We start from the raw sequence: 18,393 nt of genomic DNA on the forward strand, positions 1-18,393 counted from the left end.
CGACATCACCATCGGCCACCGCAGCGCCGGCGGTCAGGGCCGGGCGGCGCGGGCGTACCGATCGGCCAGCGCCGCCACCGCCGTCACCAGCTCCGGCGGGTCGACGACCTCGAAGTCGGCGCCGAACATCCCCAGGTAGACCGCGAGCATGTCGATGTTGTCGGCCCCGGTGCGCAACAGGCAGCTGTGTTCGTCGACCGGGTCGATCTGCCCCGCCGACGCCGGCATCCGCGCCGCGAGCTCGTCCGCGCCGATCAGCACCCGTACCGTCGCCTGGTAGCGCCACGGCGCGGTCGACACCCGCCGCGCCACGTACTCGGCGAGGTCGTCGGCGGGCAGTGGGCGGGGCGAAAACCGCGGCCCGGTCGGGGTGCGCGGGGTGATCCGATCCACCCGGAACGTGCGCCAGTCGTCGCGTTCCAGGTCGTAGGCCACCAGGTACCAGCGGCGGCCCCAGGCGACCAGCCGGTACGGCTCGACCGTGCGCACCGTGTCCTCGCCCTCGTGGCTGCGGTAGTCGAACCGAACCCGCTCGGTGTCCCGGCACACCGCGGCCAGCGTGGTCAGCACCTGCGGGTCGACGGTCGGCCCGGCCGCGGTCGGTACCCGTAGCACCGACACGTTCAGCGCCCGCACCCGGTGCCGCAGCCGCGGCGGCAGCACCTGCTCCAGTTTCGTCATCGCCGACAGCGCGGTCTCCTCGATCCCGGTGACCGCGCCACCGGCCGCGGTGCGCAGCGCGACCCCGACCGCGACCGCCTCCTCGTCGTCGAGCAGCAGCGGCGGCAGCGCCGCACCGGCACCCAGCCGGTACCCGCCGAGCGTGCCGGTCGCCGCGGCCACCGGGTAGCCCAGCTCGCGCAGCTTGTCCACGTCGCGGCGCACCGTGCGCACGCTGACGCCGAGCCGCTCGGCCAGCTCCGGGCCGCCCCAGTCGCGCCGCGACTCCAGCAGGGACAGCAGGCGCAGCAGCCGCGCCGAGGTTTGCAGCATGAGACGCAGTGTGGCACCCGCTGCGGCCAGGATCCGACCGCAGGCCGGTGCGCCGCGGTACCTAGACTTGGCCGACATGGCCGACCCTGCCGCCGAAACCGTCGCCGACCTCAGCCCGGCCGACGCGCCGACCCGGCCCTGCGCGTACTGCGGCAAGCCGGTGCCGCAGCGCATCGGCGCCGGCCGCCCGTTCCGGTACTGCCGGGACAACGACGGCGCCTGCCAGCGCGCGGCCCGCAACTCGCGGATGCGGGAACGCAACGCGCCCGGCCTCACCGGCCAGATCGCCCGCTCGTGGGAGCTGGTCGACCGGCTGGAGCAGCTGGCCGACACGCTCGCCGAGTCGCTGCACGCCGAGCTGTCGCCCGCCGGCGTCGAGCGCCAGGTCGCCCAGGTACGGGCGGAGACCTCGGCCCAGCTGGCCGCGGCGCACGCCGAACGAGACGAGGCCCGTACCGAGGCGCAGGCGGCACGGCAGGGCCACCGGGACGCCGAGACGCGCGCCGCGCAGGCGATCGAGGCGGCGGAGACCGCCGCCACCGAGGCCGGTACGGCGCGCGCGGAGGCCGATGCGGCCCGGGCCGAGGCGAGCGCCGCACACACCGAGCTGGGTACCGCGCTGGGCGAGCGGGACGCCGCCCGCGCCGACGCCGTCACCGCGCGGGCGTTGCACGCCGACACCGTGCAGCAGCGCGACGCCGCGCGCGACGAGGCCCGTGGCGCCGCCACCGAACGCGACCGGCTCGCCGAGCAGCTCGCCGCCGTGCAGCGGGTCGAGCAGCAGCAGCGGGACCGGGCCGAGGCGGCCGAGGCCGGGCGGGACGAGCTGGCCGAGCGGCTGGCCGCCGAACGCGACGCGCACGCCGCCGCCCGGGCCGCCGCCGCGGACGCGGAGCGTACCGCCCGGCAGCACGAGCAGCGGGCGCAGGAGGCGAGCGCCGCCGCACAACAGGCCCGGGTCGAGGCGGCCGAGGCACGCCGGGCAGCCGAGGCCGCCACCGCCGAACGGCAGGCGGCCGCCTCCCGCGCCCAGACCGCCGAGTCCGCCGCCGCCGCCGCGGAGACCCGGCGCGGCGAGCTCGCCGACGAGCTCGCCACCGCCCGCGCCGAGCTGGCCGGGCTGCGGGCCCAGTCGACCCAGCTGACCGAGCAGGTCACCAACCTGACCACGGCGCTGGCCCGGCTGTCCGCACCCACCGCGAACGGTTCCCGACCGCCGGACCCGGCCGGCGCCGACCGCTAAAAGAACATCAGCCCGCCCAAAGGGTGTACAAAGATCACCAAGGCGGCCGCCTTGCGGCCGCCGCACCATGCTCGTCGATTCCGTCGACTCGGATGGGGTGGTCGCCGATGTGGACCACGCAGGACACGCTGCTGATGGTCTCCGCGCTCGCCGCGATCGTGCTGGTGATCGTGCTGATCACCACGAAGATCAAGATGCATGCGTTCCTCGCGCTGATGATCGGCTCGTTGTTCATGGGCCTGCTCGCGGGCGTGGTCACCGACAAGCTGTCCCCCGAGAAGGTCGCCCTCTCGTTCGAGGTCGGCGTCGGCTCGGTGCTGGGCAACGTCGGTGTGGTCATCGCGCTGGGCACGATGCTCGGCAAGTTGCTGTCGGAATCCGGTGGCGCCCAGCAGATCGCCGACACCCTGCTGCGGCACGCCAAACCCCGCTCGGTGCCCTGGATCATGGCGCTGGTGGCCGGCATCATCGGCATCCCGATGTTCTTCGAGATCGGCCTGGTGCTGCTGCTGCCGTTGATCCTGACCATGGCGCGGGAGGTGCAGCACCACTTCGAGGGCACCGATCAGGAGGGCGCGGTACGCCGCAGCAACGTGTACATCATGGTCGGCATCCCGGCGCTGGCCGGCCTGTCGGTGCTGCACGGGCTGGTGCCGCCGCACCCCGGGCCGCTGGTCGCCATCAGCGCCATCCACGCCGACCTGGGGCAGACGCTGCTGATCGGGCTCATCATCGCGATCCCGACGGTGATCATCGCCGGCCCGCTGTACGCGCACGTCGCGGCCCGGTTCGCGCACCCGCACCCGACGCAGAAGCTGCTCGACCAGGTGGCGCAGACCCGCCGGGTCGACAACCCGCCGAGCTTCGGTACCACCCTGTTCACGATCCTGCTGCCGGTCGCGCTGATGCTGCTGCGCACCCTGGCCGAGATCACCCTGCCGAAGAACTCCGGCCTGCTCAAGTGGGCCGAATTCGTCGGCGAACCGATCGTGGCGCTGCTGATCTCGCTGATCGTCGCGATGTTCACCTTCGGCGTGTCCCGCGGCTTCGGCGGCAAGAAGATCACCGAGTTTCTCGGCGACGCGCTGCTGCCGGCCGCCGGCATCCTGATGATCATCGGCGCAGGTGGCGGCTTCAAGCAGGTCCTGATCGACTCCGGCATCGCCGATGCGATCAAGAAGGCCGCCGAGAGCAGTCACCTCTCGCCGCTGCTACTGGCCTGGGGCGTGGCGGTACTGATCCGGCTCGCCACCGGTTCGGCCACTGTCGCCACCGTCACCGCCGCCGGCATCATGGCCCCGCTGGTCGCCTCCCCCGACATCACCGTCAACAAACCGCTCGTGGCGCTCGCGATCGGCGCCGGCTCGCTGTTCTTCTCGCACGTCAACGACGCGGGGTTCTGGCTGGTCAAGGAGTTCTTCGGGATGAGCGTCGGGGACACGTTCAAGAGCTGGTCGGTGATGGAGACGATCATCTCGGTGGTCGGGCTGGGCTTCATCATGCTGGCCAGCCTGATCCTGTGAACGGGTACGTAGCGGACTGATCGTCGCGATGTCGCAGGCTGCTGGTATCAATCAGCACGACCCGCGAAACACATCACGATCAGGAGGTTGGGTGCCATGGCCGCCCCCCGAGGACTGTCGGTAGACGACATCGAGACACTGCGCAGCGCGGTCTCATCCGGGCGGCGCCCCAAGGTGGTGTTCACCGCCGCCGCCGGACAGATCGCCGGACAGACCGGGCAGGTCACCGCGGTGGGTGACCCGGCCGGCGCCGACGAGTTCATCAGCGTGCGCTTCGGCCGCGACAAGCTGGAGTTCGCCCCCGGCGACCTGCAACTGCCCGGCAAGGCGCCGCGCCGCCCGGCGAAGCCGGCCGGTAAACCGGCCGCTGCCACCCCGGCACCAGCGTCCGACGCCTCCCGCCCGGCCGCCGCCAGCACCGCGAAACCGGCCGCGACCGCCACCGTCACCACGCCGCAGCCTGCCGCCCCGGCCGCGAAACCCGCCGCGGACACCGAGCCGAGGCCGGCCGCGGCCCGTCCGGCGGCACGGCGCGGCAAGGCAAAGGGGCCGGCCGAGCTGTCCGTGACGCTCACCTGGCAGGACGGCGACTGGTCGGTGCAGGCGCAGCGGGGCTCCCGGGTGCTGGCCAAGCCGACACCCGTGCGTGCCGCGGACGCGCTGCGGATGGTGGAGATGCTCGACGCGCCGGCGGTCAGTGACGCTGTCGGTGAGATCGTCGCTGCGGCGCGTGACGCCGCCGCGGAGCGGGCCGAGCAGCTGCGGCGCGAACTGGCGGAGGTGGAGGCCCGGCTGGCGGAGCTGCCGCAGATCGACTGAAGCGCGGCTGCGAGCCGTTTCACCACCGGTACCCGCGTGGCCGCGCCGCCCGCACCGGCACGCCCTACACTGTGCCAGATTCGGTGGCCGCTGCCGCCGGCGTTCCCACACCCCCAGGGAGGCGACGTGCCGCGTGGCAACCACGCCAAGGGCGGCCTACGCTCCCACCGGCGTAGGATCGGCAAGCACCTGATCATCGCACCGTGGATCATCATCACCGCGATCTGTGCGCTGGTCCTGGCCGGCCTGACGACCACCTGGGTGGTGCTGGTGACCCGCGGCTGCGGCGGCAGCGCGGTCACCGCCACCGTGTACGCCGACCCGGCCGTGTCCAGCATCATCGACAAGCAGGCACAGACCTGGATGCAGGGCAGCCCGGCCGTCGACGGGCACTGCGCGAAGATCAGCGTCGTCCCGCGTGATTCCGCCTCGGTCGCGGCGGCGCTGGCACCCAGCTGGGACCCCCGCACCGACGGCACCCGCCCGGACGCCTGGGTGCCCGAGTCCAGCCTGTGGATGCAGCTGGCGGCGTCGCGGCCGGATGCGGCGCGGATGCTGCCCGAGCGGCGCCCCAGCCTGGCCCGCAGCCCCGCAGTGATCGCCATGCCCAAGCCGATGGCCGAGGTGATGAAGAAGGTCGCCCCGAAGCTGACCTGGAACCAGCTCGCCACGCAGTACGCCGGCAAGGTGTGGGCGAAGTACGGGCACCCCAGCTGGGGCGGCATCCGGGTCGACATGACCGACGCGACCACCTCCACCGCCGGGCTGCACGCGGTGACCGCGATGGCCGACGCCAACGACGACGGCGACATATCCACCGCCGAGCGGCTGAGCCTCAACCAGATCTGGCAGGTCGGTGCCGCCCACCCCACCGACACCCAGCAGGTGATCCAGAAGCTGGAGTCGGCCGACTCCAGCAGCACCACCGCGGTGCTCAAGACGGTGTCGGCGTTCCCCGCCCTGGAACAGGACGTGATCAGCTACAACCAGGACGGGCCGAAGGTGCCGCTGACGGCCGTGTACCCGTCCGACGGCAGCGCCGACGCCGACTTCCCCTACCTGCGGTTGAGCTGGTCACACCAGACGACCCCGGGCATCAACGACGACGCGCAGCGGGTCCGCAGCGACATCGCGCGCACGTTCCTCACCGACCTGCGCTCGGCCACCGCGAAGAAGGCGTTCCGCGACGCCGGCTACCGGGACGCCTCCCGCCGGCCCGGCCCGCTGATGACCGCCGCCAACGGCGTCGACCGCAAGGTACCCACCCTGCCACGCAAGGTGATGAGCCCCGACTCGGTGTCGCAGACCGTGTCGATGTGGACGTCGATCTCCCGGGACAGCAACGTGCTGCTGATCATGGACGTGTCCTCGGGCATGGGGCAGAAGGTCGCCGGCACCAACAAGACCAAGCTGCAGCTGGCCGGCGACGCGGTCGCCGAAGCCATCACCCTGTTCGGGCCGGGCGCGCGGCTGGGCCTGTGGGACTACGCCAGCCACGTCAAGGGCGACTCGGCCGACTACGAGCAGATCGTGCCCGTCGACACGCTCAACGGCACCTACCAGGGCACCACCAGGCGGGTCGCCATCAACAACGCGCTCGACCAGCTGCAGCCCGTCGGCGAACCCACCCTGTACGACACGGTCGCCGCCGCCTACAAGATGATGCGCAAGCACTACCAGAACGACGCCAGCAACCGGATCGTCGTGGTCACCGGCTCCGGCAACGACTCGGCCAGCAAGACCGGCCTGGCCGAACTGACCAGCACCCTGAACGCTGGCGCGGACAAGAACCATCCGCTGCCGGTCGTGACCGTCGGGTACGGCAGCGGCGTCGACCTGTCGTCGCTGCAGACCATCTCGCAGGCCTCCGGCGGCCGCACGTACGCGGCGAGCAGCCCCACCGAGGTGTCCAAGGTGCTGCTGACCGCCCTGTTCAGCGGCGCCCCACCCACCTCCGACTGACGACCCGCTAGCACCACGCACCGTGGCGGGCGCGGCGAACCGCGGGCACGGCACCCGATCGGGCGGATCCGGACCGTCACCCGCGGCCGCGTCATGTCGTTCGGTTGAAGGGACACGCCACCATGAGGCGTGCACGGCGCCCGGTCCGCGGCGCGCCGCCGTCACCACGGGAGACCACACCATGTGTCAGCACCAGCCACCCTGCCCGGCCGCCGACGACCCGGCGCGCGACGCGGCCAGAATCCTGTTCACCCACCCCGAGCAGGGGTGGAGCCTGCTGTGCAACGGGGTGGTGCTGTTCGACGACACCGGCCAGCTGCTGCCCGACGGCAGCTCCATCACCCCGCACCGCGGCCCCGCGCCGCACCGCAGGCCGGCGCACGCCGCCTGACCCACCCGCCGGCGGGCCAGACGGCGGCCCGTGGGTTCACTGCGTGAACGCCTCCGGCGGCGGGCACGAACACACCAGGTTACGGTCGCCGAACGCACCATCGATCCGGCGCACCGGCGACCAGTACTTCTGCCGGGCCCCGTCCCCGTTCGGGTAGCCGGCCTCCTGCCGCGAATACTTGTGCGACCAGTCGTCGGCGGTCAGCATCCGCGCCGTGTGCGGCGCGTTGACCAGCGGATTGTCCTCCGCCGACCACTCACCCGACTCGACCTTGGTGATCTCGCGGCGGATCGCGATCATCGCCTCCACGAACCGGTCCAGCTCCGCGAGATCCTCGCTCTCGGTCGGCTCCACCATCAACGTCCCCGCCACCGGGAACGACATCGTCGGCGCGTGGAACCCGTAGTCGATCAGCCGCTTCGCCACATCGTCCACGCTGATCCCCGACGACTTCGTCACCGGCCGCAGATCCACGATGCACTCGTGCGCCACCAGCCCGTTCGCCCCCGCGTACAGCACCGGGAAGTGCGGCCGCAGCCGCGCCGCCAGGTAGTTGGCCGCGAGCACCGCCGCCCCGGTCGCCGCGGTCAGCCCGTCCGGGCCCATCAGCCGCAGGTACGCCCACGAGATCGGCAGGATCCCCGCCGACCCGTACGGCGCCGCCGACACCGTCGGCCGCTGCGGGTCGTTGCCGTCCAGCATCGGATGCCCCGGCAGGTACGGCGCCAGGTGCGCGCGCGCCGCCACCGGACCCACACCCGGCCCGCCGCCACCGTGCGGGATGCAGAACGTCTTGTGCAGGTTCAGGTGCGACACGTCCGCGCCGAACCGGCCCGGCTTCGCAAACCCCAGCAGCGCGTTGAGGTTCGCCCCGTCCACGTACACCTGGCCACCGGCGTCGTGCACCTTGCCGCACAGCTGCGCGATCTGCTGCTCGTACACCCCGTGCGTGGACGGGTAGGTCACCATGATCGCCGCCAGCGAGTCGGCGTGCGCGGCGATCTTCGCATCCAGGTCGGCCAGGTCCACGTTGCCGTCGTCGTCGCAGGCCACGACCACCACCCGCATCCCGGCCATCACCGCCGACGCCGCGTTCGTCCCGTGCGCCGACGACGGGATCAGGCACACGTCGCGCTGCGACTCGCCCCGCGCCTGGTGGTAGCCGTGGATCGCCAGCAGCCCGGCCAGCTCACCCTGGCTGCCGGCATTGGGCTGCAGGCTCACCGCGTCGTAGCCGGTCACCTCGGCCAGCCAGCGGCACAGGTCGTCGATCAGCTCCCGGTAGCCCTCCGTCTGGTCGGCCGGCGCGAACGGGTGAATCGACGCGAACTCCGGCCAGGTGATCGGCTCCATCTCCGTGGTCGCGTTCAACTTCATCGTGCACGACCCCAGCGGGATCATCCCGCGATCCAGCGCGTAGTCCTTGTCGGCCAGATCCCGCAGGTAGCGCAGCATCGCCGTCTCCGAGCGGTGCGCCGCGAACACCGGATGCGCCAGATAGCCCGCCGAACGCACCAGCGCCGCCGGCAGCGGCTCGGCGCACCGCGCATCGACCTCGCTGATCGACGGCACGGCGATACCGAACGCCCGCCACACCGCCAGCAGATCACCGTCGCCGGTCGTCTCGTCACACGCGATCCCGACCGTGTCCGCATCCACCAGCCGCAGGTTGATCCCCGCGTCCCGGGCCGCCGCCACCACCTGCGCCGCGCCACCCGGCACCCGCGCCGACACCGTGTCGAAGAACGCCTCGTGCACCACCTCGACCCCACCGGTACGCAACCCGGCCGCGAGGATCGTCGCCAGCCGGTGGGTGCGCGCCGCGATGCGCCGCAGCCCGTCCGGACCGTGATACACCGCGTACATGCTGGCCATCACCGCCAGCAGCACCTGCGCGGTACAGATGTTGCTCGTCGCCTTCTCCCGGCGAATGTGCTGCTCCCGGGTCTGCAACGCCAACCGGTACGCCACCTGCCCGTCGGCGTCCTTGCTGACCCCCACCAGCCGGCCCGGCAGCATCCGCTCCAGACCCTTGCGTACCGACATGAACCCGGCGTGCGGGCCACCGAAACCCATCGGCACCCCGAACCGCTGCGCCGACCCGACCACCACATCCGCGCCGACCTCGCCCGGCGGGCGCAGCAGGCACAGACCCAGCAGGTCCGCCGCCACCGTCACCAGCGCGCCCCGCTCATGCGCCGCGGCACACAGCGCCTCGTGGTCGACCACCCGGCCCGACGCACCCGGGTACTGCGTCAGCAGGCCGAAGAACTCCCCGTCCGGCAGCCCCGCCGCCAGATCCGCCACCCGCACCTCGATACCCAGCGGCAGCGCCCGGGTCCGCAGCACCGCCAGCGTCTGCGGGAACACGTCGGAATCCACCAGGAACACCGGCGAGGTCGACTTCTTGTTCGCCCGGCGGGCCAGCGTCATCGCCTCCGCCGCCGCCGTACCCTCGTCCAGCAGCGACGCACCCGCCACCGCCAGCCCGGTCAGATCCTCGATCACCGTCTGGAAGTTCAGCAGCGCCTCCAACCGGCCCTGACTGATCTCCGGCTGGTACGGCGTGTACGCCGTGTACCACGCCGGGTCCTCCAGCACGTTACGCAGAATCACCGCCGGCGTGTGCGTGCCGTAGTAGCCCAGACCGATCATCTGCACCATGGTGCGGTTCGCGTCCGCCAACCGGCGCAGCTCGCCGGTCACCTCCGCCTCACCCGCCGCCGGCGGCAGCCTCAGCGCCTGCCGGGTCAGGATCGTCTCCGGCATCGCCGCCGCAAGCAGCTCCGCCACCGAGGAGTACCCCACCTCGGCCAGCATCCGCTGTTGCTCGGCCGCACCCGGCCCGATGTGCCGGGCCGCGAACGGCACCGCCGCCACACCGCCCAGGCCAGCGGTCTCGTCAATCTCCGGGCCGCGTTGCGCCGGTGCCCGATCGGTCATCACGATCTCCAGGAGGTCGCCACCATGCGGGCACACGCCCGCGCCAGCGTCCTCCCCCTCTGTCCACGAAACCTGAGAGCTTCACCCGCATCGCGGACTTACCCCGTCGGTGAGGCGGCCACCGGCCACCTACTCTCCAGAGACGCCTACCCGAGCGGTCCTTTTGCCTGAGAGGTTCCGGGGAGGAATTGCCCCTTCGGCGCCCCCCGACCAACCGGCCGGGCGGTCTCTCCCACACGGGTCAACAGCTTTCCTGAACCGTACCAGCGGCGCCGACCGACCGGCCCGCCACACCCGCCGCAGCTCAGCCCGCGTGCCGGCGCGCCGCACGCCGCGCGGCCAACTCGTCACCCGCCGCCGACACCGGCGCATCCACCCCGGCCGCAGGCTCCGCCGGCAACGTGGCCAACGAGCCCCGAATCTCCGAGAACGCACCACCGATCGCGATCCCGAACACACCCTGGCCGCCCTGCAACAGGTCGACCACCTCTTCCGGCGAACGACACTCGTACACCGTCGTACCATCGGAAATCAGCGTGATCTGCGCCAGATCACCCACCCCGCGCGAACGCAGCTGATCGATCGCCTTGCGGATGTTCTGCAACGACACGCCCGCATCCAGCAGCCGCTTGACCACCTTCAACACCACGATGTCGCGAAACGAGTACAGCCGCTGACTACCCGAACCCGCCGCCGGCCGCACACTCGGCACCACCAGACCCGTCCGCGCCCAGTAGTCCAACTGCCGGTAACTGATCCCCGCCGCATGGCAGGCCGTCACCCCGCGATAACCGACATCATCACCGTCGAGCTCGTCGCCCACGGAGGCGAACAACACACCCTGGGCCACGCCACCATCAGTCGCATGCTGCCCGGATCGCCGCTCGTCCATGTGACAACCTCCCCGCACCACACTGCCGGGCGCACCAGCCCGACCACGAAGCGTCGCGCCACCCTCGACGGTAGAAACACCGCGGCGCGGGGTCAACCAGATGCCAGAACCCGCGACAACCGAACCCTATACCGCTGGTTGAGGCCAGCCCGCCGCTCGACGACGCGACACGCCGACAACCCGAGGCGACCCGGCCGCGGCGCGCCACCCTAGCAACAGCAGCCACCTCAGCCGGCGAAATCCTCCGGGCTCACCTGATCGAGAAACTCGCGGAACCGCTCGACCTCGTCCTCCTGCTCGTCCGGAATCACGATGCCGACCGCATCAAGCACCTGCTCCGAACACTGGATCGTCGCGCCCACCCGCAACGCCAACGCGATCGCATCCGACGGCCGAGCCGACACCCGCACCCCATCACCGATCACCAACTCGGCATAGAACACCGTGTCCTTCAACTCGGTGATCTCCACCAGCTGCAACGGAGTCCCCAACGCCGTCAACACATCCCGCAGCAGATCGTGCGTCAGCGGCCGGGCCGGCTTCACCCCCTGCTGCTCGAAGGCAATCGCCGTCGCCTCCACAGCACCGATCCAGATCGGCAGATACCGATCCCCCGAGGCCTCTTTCAGTAGGACGATCGGTTGGTTGCCCGGCAACTCCACCCGGACACCCACCACGCTGAGCTCCTGCACCGCCGCCTCCGTCGTTCCCGGACGTCCCCACCCGCACGGCCAACCGGGACCGACACCAACGCCACCGCACGCATCCGTCACCGCCACGCTTTCGGACCGGGCAGCCAACGAACAGGGAAATCCCGCGTCTCCCTAGCACGGTACACGCCGAGCCCGGCCACCGTCCGGCCCCGCCCCAACGGCCCCAAGCCGACACGAACCAGCCCCGACAGGGACGATCGACTACCCGCCCACCGAGCCGCGCAACCCCGCCTGCACCAACGCCGCATGCAACCGCAACGACAACGCCGCCAACTCCCGCACCGTCTCCGCAGCCGCCGCCCGCGCCTGCGGATTCCGTTGCCGCGCAAGAGGAGCAACCACCTGCTCGAACAACCCGATCTCCCGATCAGCCGCCGACCGGTACGCCCGCAGATGCCGCGGCTGCACACCGAACGGCGCCAACAGACCGACCACCTTCGCGATCTCCACCGCGTCCGCGTCGTAGTAACCCGACCGCGCCGACACCAACCCGAACTGCTCCAACTCCCGCAGCTGCGCGTCGTCGATCCCGGCCTGCTCGGCCAGCTCCGCCCGAGACAGCCGAACATCCCCCGACGCCGGCCGAAAATCCTGCGCCGTCGGCAGCTGCTCCACCGCCACCAACGGCGGCCGCGACACCACCGCACCACCCGGCGGCAGCCGGCCCTCGTCCAGCGCCGCCAGATGCTCCCGGATCACCCGCAACGGCAGGTAGTGATCGCGCTGCGCGGTCAGGATGTAGGTCAACCGGGACACGTCGTCCCACGAGTACTTCCGGTAACCCGACGGCGTGCGCTCCGGCTCCACCAGACCCTCGGACTCCAGGAACCGCAACTTCGAAATCGTGGTGTCCGGGAACTCACCCCGAAGATGAGCAAGCACCTCACCGATGCTCATCGCCGCACGCGCCCCATCGGACACCCGCGCCGACGAGCCCTCGGACCCGGCCACTGCGCCCCCTACGCGTCGTCCGCCCTCGGACCGGCGATCAGAACCAACCGGAACTTACCGATCTGTACCTCATCGCCATTGCTCAGGGTAGCCGTCTCGACCCGCTCCCGGTTGACATACGTCCCGTTCAAACTGCCCACGTCACGCACCGCGAACGCACCGGACTCCCGATGGAACTCCGCATGCCGGCGAGACACCGTCACGTCGTCGAGGAAAATGTCGCTGTCCGGATGCCGGCCACTGGTCGTCACATCGTGATCGAGCAGGAACCGCGCACCCGCATTCGGGCCCCGGCGCACCACCAGCAGCGCCGTCCCCGGCGGCAACGACCGCGCCAGCCGGGTCGGCACCACCTCGGCCTCGGCCGCGCTGTCGAGCATGTCCTCCAGCGCACCGATGTTCAACGTCGAGGTGACGTCGAGTGGGGGGAACTCGTCGTCGGGCCGGGTCATCGGACCACCTCAAGACCATCGCGATCCTCGGTGGCCCGCACACCAGCCACCGCCTGCACCGGGCGGACCCGGCCCACGCCGGAACCAACCAGCAGCCCCAACACTACGCGCGGCCAGCCTCCGACGGCACCTCAGCCTTCGCCGGTGACCTTCTCGTACGCCGCCGCATCCAGCAGCCCGTCCAGCTCCGCCGGATCCGACACCTCGATCTCCAGCATCCAACCCTCGCCGTACGGCTCGCGGTTGATCAGATCCGGCGAATCACCCAACGCCTCGTTGCGCGCCGACACCGTGCCGGTCACCGGCGAGTACACGTCCGACACGCTCTTGGTCGACTCGATCTCACCCACCGCCTGGCCCGCGGTCACCGCAGCACCCGGCTCCGGCAACTCCACGAACACCACATCACCCAGCGAGTCCTGCGCGAAGTGCGTGATACCCACCCGCACCGTGTTGCCCGAGGCCCGCACCCACTCGTGCTCCGCCGTGTACCGCAGATCGTCGGGAATCACCGCTGTGTCCTCTCAACGCACCAAGGCCGCCGCCGCACCCGCGACAACCGGGCCACCCCACCACCGGCCTGCGCCGGCGAACCCCGTCAATGTACGACAACCAGCGGCTACGACACCGGGCGGGCATACCGCGCTGCGGGCGCCGACCGGGTCACCGACACCTGCACCACCGACGGCTGCCGCACACTCACCCTGCCGCCCGCCTGGCGCACCGTGTCCACCACCCCACCCGGGATGTTCAACGCCGCCTGCATCGTCGAAGCGTCCCCGATCACCGACAACGTCAACGGCGCCGACAACCGGTTCCCGTCCACCAACAGCGACCGACCCGAACCGTCCACGAACGCCGTCGACGCCACGATCCGCACCGCACCGCCGGACGAACCCTCGACCTGCATCGCCTCCGCGCCCGCGCCCCGCAGCTCCTCCACCGCATCCAGCAACACGCTCGCCCCGACGCCGTCCTTGCCACCGGAGAACTCCACCGCCAACCCCGGCCCCTCCGCCGGCAACGTCCCGGCCAGGATCCCCAGATCGTCCGCGCGCTGCCGCGCCTCCTTCAACGCCTCCGCCCGACCCTGCTCGGTCGACGAGATCTGCTGCCGCTGCGAGTTCAACGACGCGATCTCCTGCTGCAGCCGCTCCTTGCGCGAGTCCAACGTGTCCAGGATCCGCACCAGATCCTCCTGCCGGGCACCGGCCAGCGCCTGATCGGAGTCGTTGCTGTTGACCTGCACCGCCAGCGCGAACCCCAGCAACGCCACCAGCACCCCGATCAGCGCCGCCGACCGGCGCGGCAACCGGTGCGTCCACCACCGCACCGGCGGCAACTCGTCCCGGTCCGCCACGCCGTCCGCGCCGTCCGCGCCGTCCCGCGGCTCCGCCTCCGCCGAGTCCTCGGCCGCAGCCTCGTCCGGTTCCTTCGGCGACCCCGGTTTTGGAGCCCCTGGCTTCGGCGAGCCGGCGACCTCCCGCGGTTCCTCGTGTTCGGCCATCGTCACGCCTTGAACAACGTCTGCCGGATCGCCGCCACGTTCGCGAAGATACGCATCCCCAACACCACCACCACACCGGTCGACAGCTGCGCGCCCACACCCAACTTGTCACCCAGGTACACCATCAGCGCCGCCACCAGCACGTTCGACACGAACGAGATGACGAACTGCTTGTCGTTGAACTCCTTGCGCAGCCACGCCCGCACCCCACCGGTCACCGCATCCAGGGCGGCCACCACCGCGATCGGCAGGTACGCCTGCAGGCCCGTCGGCACCGTCGGCTCCAGCGCGAACCCGACGACCACCCCGACCACCAGCGCGATCAACGCGATCATCGGCCGCCCCCGGTACCCGACGCCGAAGGAGACGACGACGGCGACGCCGACCCGCCGGGACGCACCGGGTGCGCGTACCGCAGCTGCTGGTCGGCCGCCGCCGGCAGCGTCAACTGCGCCGACCGCTGCACCGCGAACCCCATCTGGTACCGCTTCACGAACCCCTCGTACCGCGCGTCGGTGGCCGACGACCCGAACCGGTCACCCATCGAACCCGGCCCGATCACCGTGATCTTGTACGGACTGTTCACCGGCCGGAAGTCCACCAGAATCGCCTCCCCCGCGGTACGGATCGTCGAGGTGGCGCCCAGCCGCTGCCCGTCCACGGCCACCGCCTCCGCCCCGTCGCGCCACAGCTCGTTCACCACCTCCTGGATGTCCACATCCAGCACCCGGCCCAGGTTCTCCGAACTCTCCTTGCCGGTCACCGGATCCTTCGGCGTCGGCGCATCGGTCAACGTCACCGTCAACCCCGGCCCGCGGACCCGGTCCAACCCGTTCGCGGCCTCCAACGCGTGCAGCCGGTCCGCCTCGTCCCCGCCGGCCAGCGACAGCGCCTCGTCACGCTGGTGCGACACCTGTGCCCGCAACCGATCCGCTCGCCGTTGCAACGCATCGGTGTCGGCGCGCTGGCTCTTCACCTCACCAACGAGCTGATCGTGGGTGCGATGCGATTCCGGTTCCGCGGCCACCGCGTGCCGGTAGGTCACCGCCATCAGCACCCCGAACAGCAACGCCATCGCCGCCGTACCGGCCTTGCCCAGGCGCCGCGCGAACGGCCGCTGCGGGCCCTCCCGCCGCCGCTTCTCCGCCGCGGCCGCGTACCCCGGCTCCAGCGATGTCTCGTACAGCCGGGCGAGCAGGTCGGCGCCGAACGCCTTGCCCCACGTCCGGCCGGTCGGGCCTGGCCCGGCCGGCTCGCCCTTCGGCGGGTCCAGCGGATCGCTCACCGCAGGCTCCGCCTCGCCGCGCGCACCACCTGCGCCGCCTGGATCAGGTACAGCACCCCGGCGTACCAGTAGAGCGCCGCGCCCCACAGCGCCAGCGCCCAGCCCACCGGCAGCGCGACCGCCTGTACGACGCCGCCGACGGTGGCGAGCAGCAGCACCGGGAACGAGAACATCAGCACGAACGTCGCCGTCTTGCCCAGGTAGTGCACCTGCAGCGGCGCCTGGTACCCGTGATGCCACAGCACCGGGAACGACAGTGCCAGCACCGCCTCCCGGGCGACGAGTACCGCGGTCAGCTGCCACGGCACCGCGCCGGACACCGTCAGGGCGAGCACCGTGACCACGATGTACGCCCGGTCGGTGATCGGGTCCAGCAGCTGACCGAGCCGGGTGACCTGGTTGAGCCGCCGGGCCAGCTGCCCGTCGACCCAGTCGGTGGACGCGCCGACGGCGAGCACCACCAGGGCCGCGATCGTTTCGTGGGCGACCAGCAGCAGATAGACGAACAGCGGCACTCCGGCGAGCCGGATCAGGCTGACCAGATTCGGCAGGGTGAAGACCCGGTGCGACACGACCTGCCCCGTACCGGCCGCGACCGACGAGGTCGACACCGACCGGCGCGCCATCTGGCCTCCCCTCCGCGGCCCTCCCGGCCTTGCTCGGGGCCAGCACCCAGGACGCGCCCGGCTGGACGCCCCGCTCCCCCCGTTAGCGACGCCATCGTAGCCGTGTCGATCGGCCGGGCACGCATTCGGTGCCGTCGCTGGGTGCTCGGTAGGTGTGGTGCGGATCACTGCACCTCATTGCTTCCTAGGTAGCTGGTTGGATGGCAGAGCGGATGGGATCACAGCACGAACCAGGCGGGCGCGGCCGGGCCGGCGGGGCACCCGGCCGGTACGCAACCGGGCCAAGCACGGCGACGGGTGTCCCCGGCGGACTATCGGGACGCGGCTACGCTACGCTGTGATGGCCGCGGCAGCGCGGCCTCGGGACGTGGCGCAGCTTGGTAGCGCACTTGACTGGGGGTCAAGGGGTCGTGGGTTCGAATCCCGCCGTCCCGACAGCACCGAAGGGCCGTTGACCATCGCATAACGCGAGGTCAGCGGCCCTTCTACTTGTCCACTGTGGACTACTCCCCTACCTCACACGACCCGCAGGTGGGGACCACTTGGGGACCGTTTGGCCGTCAAGTGGGCGCTGAGCGCCCGTCCGGCGTCGTCGATCGACTGCCGATCGGGGTGCAGGTACCGCTGCGTCGTGGTCAACGAGCCGTGCCCGGCGATCTTGCGCAGAACGTGCACCGGCACCCCTGCATCCGCTAGCCACGTCAGCCCGGTGTGCCGCAGATCGTGCCGCCGCAAGTGCTCGTGCCCAAGCGCGTTCACCACCTCGTCCCAGTGCGTCGCATCCCGCAGGACGGCCGTGCTGATCCGACCGCCACGCGGTCCGGCAAACAGCCGCGCGTCCGGGTCGAACTCGCCGTTCTCGTCCACGGCGGCGTTCATCCGAGCCGACACCATCGGCCGGACTTCCTCGATCAGCGGCACGGTGCGGGCGCGCTTGCCCTTCGTGCCCTTGTCGATGAGTCCCCCCGGCCCCGGCGTGGTCTGGCGTCGCACCGTCCACATCCAATCGACACGGTCGATATCACCGGCGCGTACGCCGGACACCTCACCGATACGGGCGGCAGTGCACGCCGCGAATACGACGACATCGCCCCACCCCCGGTACTGGCCAGACGAGCGGGCAACCAGCGCGTCGGCCAACTCGCGCAGCGATTCCCAGCTCGGTAATGCGAGTGATCGCGGATCGTCCAACTCATCCTCGGCACGGGCGAACTCGTGTTGCCAGCCGGTCACGCGCGCCGGATTCCGGTCGATAATCCCGTCCCGCATTGCCTGTTCCATGACGCGCACCAGGACGGCAATGCTGTTCTTCACCGTCGACCGGCTGCACTCGTCAGCAATCCAGGCGTGCACAGCTCGATCAACCGCGCCGTTTGTAACCATTCGAACCGATATATGCCCAAGCGTCGGAACTACGCGCTTTCGCCAGCCGGCGAGGTACGGGTCAAGGGTCTTCTTTTCCAGCCCGCGCATGGCGAGGTTCAGATACGCGGCGCCGTATTCGGCAAGCGGCATGGTGGCGGCCCCGGGATCGACGCCACCCCGCGCGGCCTTTTCCATGTCCGCGATCCACGCGTCGGCCTGGTCAATGTCTGCCTTTGACTCAGACCGTGATCGCCTTTCCCCGGTAGTCGGGTCGGTCCAGCGAACGCGGGCGCGAAACGGGCTTCGTCGGTCGGGCCGGTGCTCAATGTCGGTCGACAGCTCAACCCCGATTGGCGGCGTGATCTTCTTGGCCATCAGGCGGCCACCTCGCCAGTGCTGATGCGCCGGGAGCGCAGCCACGTCATCACGTCGTCGGCGTGGTACATGACCACACGGTCCGACATGGGGATGAACGGCGGCCCCTGCACCGGGCTGGCGGTCCGCCATCGCCGCAGCGTGGACGAGTCAACGCGCAACATACGGGCGACTTCCTCTGTGGTCAGTAGGGCTATCTCGGTGGCCGACGAGAGCGGTTCGGTGGTGGCGGTGGTCACGGCGGCGGTGGCCTCTCTGTCTGTTGGTACGCGTAGCGGTAGCGCGCTGGCGAGTGGTGGCGTCCGCACTCCCCCGCCTGGCGCGCCCGGGGGTCTGGCCGGTGCCGCTACTCG

The 18,393-nt window shown here is 71.1% G+C and carries 18 protein-coding genes, 1 tRNA gene and 2 riboswitches; of the genes, 6 read left to right on the forward strand and 13 right to left on the reverse strand.

Features of this window, described 5'->3' with window-relative positions:
• Nucleotides 1-33: 33 nt before the first annotated feature.
• The gene (locus Asera_RS22975) at nucleotides 34-993 is read right to left on the reverse strand and encodes a helix-turn-helix transcriptional regulator (RefSeq protein ID WP_030446065.1); all 960 of its coding nucleotides are present in this window, start codon (nucleotides 991-993) and stop codon (nucleotides 34-36) included.
• A gap of 76 nt (nucleotides 994-1,069) precedes the next feature.
• Here Asera_RS22975 and Asera_RS22980 point away from each other — a divergent pair, with 76 nt between their 5' ends.
• The 5 genes from Asera_RS22980 to Asera_RS23000 all read left to right on the forward strand — a co-directional run bounded on the left by Asera_RS22980 (nucleotide 1,070) and on the right by Asera_RS23000 (nucleotide 6,931).
• Nucleotides 1,070-2,236: a coiled-coil domain-containing protein gene (locus Asera_RS22980; RefSeq protein WP_051802183.1), complete on the forward strand. Its 1,167-nt coding sequence runs from the start codon at nucleotides 1,070-1,072 to the stop codon at nucleotides 2,234-2,236.
• A gap of 107 nt (nucleotides 2,237-2,343) precedes the next feature.
• The gene (locus tag Asera_RS22985) at nucleotides 2,344-3,759 is read left to right on the forward strand and encodes a GntT/GntP/DsdX family permease (protein WP_030446067.1); all 1,416 of its coding nucleotides are present in this window, start codon (nucleotides 2,344-2,346) and stop codon (nucleotides 3,757-3,759) included.
• A 96-nt stretch (nucleotides 3,760-3,855) separates the two neighbouring features.
• The gene (locus Asera_RS22990; RefSeq protein WP_030446068.1) at nucleotides 3,856-4,578 is read left to right on the forward strand and encodes a hypothetical protein; all 723 of its coding nucleotides are present in this window, start codon (nucleotides 3,856-3,858) and stop codon (nucleotides 4,576-4,578) included.
• 126 nt (nucleotides 4,579-4,704) lie between these two features.
• Complete coding sequence (locus Asera_RS22995) at nucleotides 4,705-6,540, forward strand: substrate-binding domain-containing protein (protein WP_030446069.1); 1,836 nt, start codon at nucleotides 4,705-4,707, stop codon at nucleotides 6,538-6,540.
• Between the two features lie 181 nt (nucleotides 6,541-6,721).
• Complete coding sequence (locus Asera_RS23000; RefSeq protein ID WP_030446070.1) at nucleotides 6,722-6,931, forward strand: DUF5999 family protein; 210 nt, start codon at nucleotides 6,722-6,724, stop codon at nucleotides 6,929-6,931.
• Between the two features lie 36 nt (nucleotides 6,932-6,967).
• Here the strand turns inward: Asera_RS23000 and gcvP are convergent, their stop codons facing one another.
• From gcvP to Asera_RS23050, 10 genes are all read right to left on the reverse strand, one after another.
• Nucleotides 6,968-9,811 carry an aminomethyl-transferring glycine dehydrogenase gene (gene gcvP, locus Asera_RS23005; RefSeq protein WP_030446071.1) on the reverse strand — a complete coding sequence of 948 codons (2,844 nt, stop codon included), beginning with the start codon at nucleotides 9,809-9,811 and terminating at the stop codon, nucleotides 6,968-6,970.
• Nucleotides 9,812-9,923: 112 nt separating this feature from the next.
• Nucleotides 9,924-10,019, reverse strand: a riboswitch (glycine riboswitch).
• Nucleotides 10,020-10,119: riboswitch (glycine riboswitch) on the reverse strand.
• A 59-nt stretch (nucleotides 10,120-10,178) separates the two neighbouring features.
• Nucleotides 10,179-10,766 (reverse strand): MerR family transcriptional regulator, encoded by a 588-nt coding sequence (locus Asera_RS23010; RefSeq protein ID WP_084131397.1) that lies wholly within the window; start codon nucleotides 10,764-10,766, stop codon nucleotides 10,179-10,181.
• Nucleotides 10,767-10,993: 227 nt separating this feature from the next.
• The gene (locus Asera_RS23015) at nucleotides 10,994-11,458 is read right to left on the reverse strand and encodes a bifunctional nuclease family protein (protein WP_030446073.1); all 465 of its coding nucleotides are present in this window, start codon (nucleotides 11,456-11,458) and stop codon (nucleotides 10,994-10,996) included.
• A 222-nt stretch (nucleotides 11,459-11,680) separates the two neighbouring features.
• On the reverse strand, nucleotides 11,681-12,376 hold the full coding sequence (ftsR, locus tag Asera_RS23020; protein WP_051802194.1) for a transcriptional regulator FtsR: 696 nt from the start codon (nucleotides 12,374-12,376) through the stop codon (nucleotides 11,681-11,683).
• A 62-nt stretch (nucleotides 12,377-12,438) separates the two neighbouring features.
• Complete coding sequence (gene odhI, locus Asera_RS23025; RefSeq protein WP_030446075.1) at nucleotides 12,439-12,882, reverse strand: oxoglutarate dehydrogenase inhibitor Odhl; 444 nt, start codon at nucleotides 12,880-12,882, stop codon at nucleotides 12,439-12,441.
• A 131-nt stretch (nucleotides 12,883-13,013) separates the two neighbouring features.
• The gene (gene gcvH, locus Asera_RS23030) at nucleotides 13,014-13,394 is read right to left on the reverse strand and encodes a glycine cleavage system protein GcvH (protein ID WP_030446076.1); all 381 of its coding nucleotides are present in this window, start codon (nucleotides 13,392-13,394) and stop codon (nucleotides 13,014-13,016) included.
• Nucleotides 13,395-13,501: 107 nt separating this feature from the next.
• On the reverse strand, nucleotides 13,502-14,389 hold the full coding sequence (locus Asera_RS23035) for a DUF881 domain-containing protein (protein WP_030446077.1): 888 nt from the start codon (nucleotides 14,387-14,389) through the stop codon (nucleotides 13,502-13,504).
• 2 nt (nucleotides 14,390-14,391) lie between these two features.
• Entirely contained in the window at nucleotides 14,392-14,724 is a 333-nt protein-coding gene (locus tag Asera_RS23040) for a small basic family protein (protein ID WP_030446078.1), read from the reverse strand.
• Nucleotides 14,721-15,674: a DUF881 domain-containing protein gene (locus Asera_RS23045; protein ID WP_051802184.1), complete on the reverse strand. Its 954-nt coding sequence runs from the start codon at nucleotides 15,672-15,674 to the stop codon at nucleotides 14,721-14,723. Before Asera_RS23045 ends, Asera_RS23040 begins: the two co-directional genes overlap by 4 nt.
• Entirely contained in the window at nucleotides 15,671-16,285 is a 615-nt protein-coding gene (locus Asera_RS23050) for a CDP-alcohol phosphatidyltransferase family protein (RefSeq protein WP_030446080.1), read from the reverse strand. The genes Asera_RS23045 and Asera_RS23050 overlap by 4 nt, the downstream gene beginning before the upstream one ends.
• A 376-nt stretch (nucleotides 16,286-16,661) precedes the next feature.
• On the opposite strand from Asera_RS23050, the gene Asera_RS23055 reads away from it, so the two are divergent.
• Nucleotides 16,662-16,735 (forward strand) — tRNA-Pro (locus Asera_RS23055).
• Between the two features lie 81 nt (nucleotides 16,736-16,816).
• Here the strand turns inward: Asera_RS23055 and Asera_RS23060 are convergent.
• Both Asera_RS23060 and Asera_RS23065 read right to left on the reverse strand, forming a co-directional pair.
• Nucleotides 16,817-18,040 (reverse strand): site-specific integrase, encoded by a 1,224-nt coding sequence (locus tag Asera_RS23060; RefSeq protein ID WP_030446081.1) that lies wholly within the window; start codon nucleotides 18,038-18,040, stop codon nucleotides 16,817-16,819.
• Entirely contained in the window at nucleotides 18,040-18,279 is a 240-nt protein-coding gene (locus tag Asera_RS23065; RefSeq protein ID WP_244843995.1) for a helix-turn-helix transcriptional regulator, read from the reverse strand. The genes Asera_RS23060 and Asera_RS23065 overlap by 1 nt, the downstream gene beginning before the upstream one ends.
• Between the last annotated feature and the right edge of the window lie 114 nt (nucleotides 18,280-18,393).

This window comes from Actinocatenispora sera, assembly GCF_018324685.1.
Classification (GTDB): Bacteria; Actinomycetota; Actinomycetes; order Mycobacteriales; family Micromonosporaceae; genus Actinocatenispora; species Actinocatenispora sera.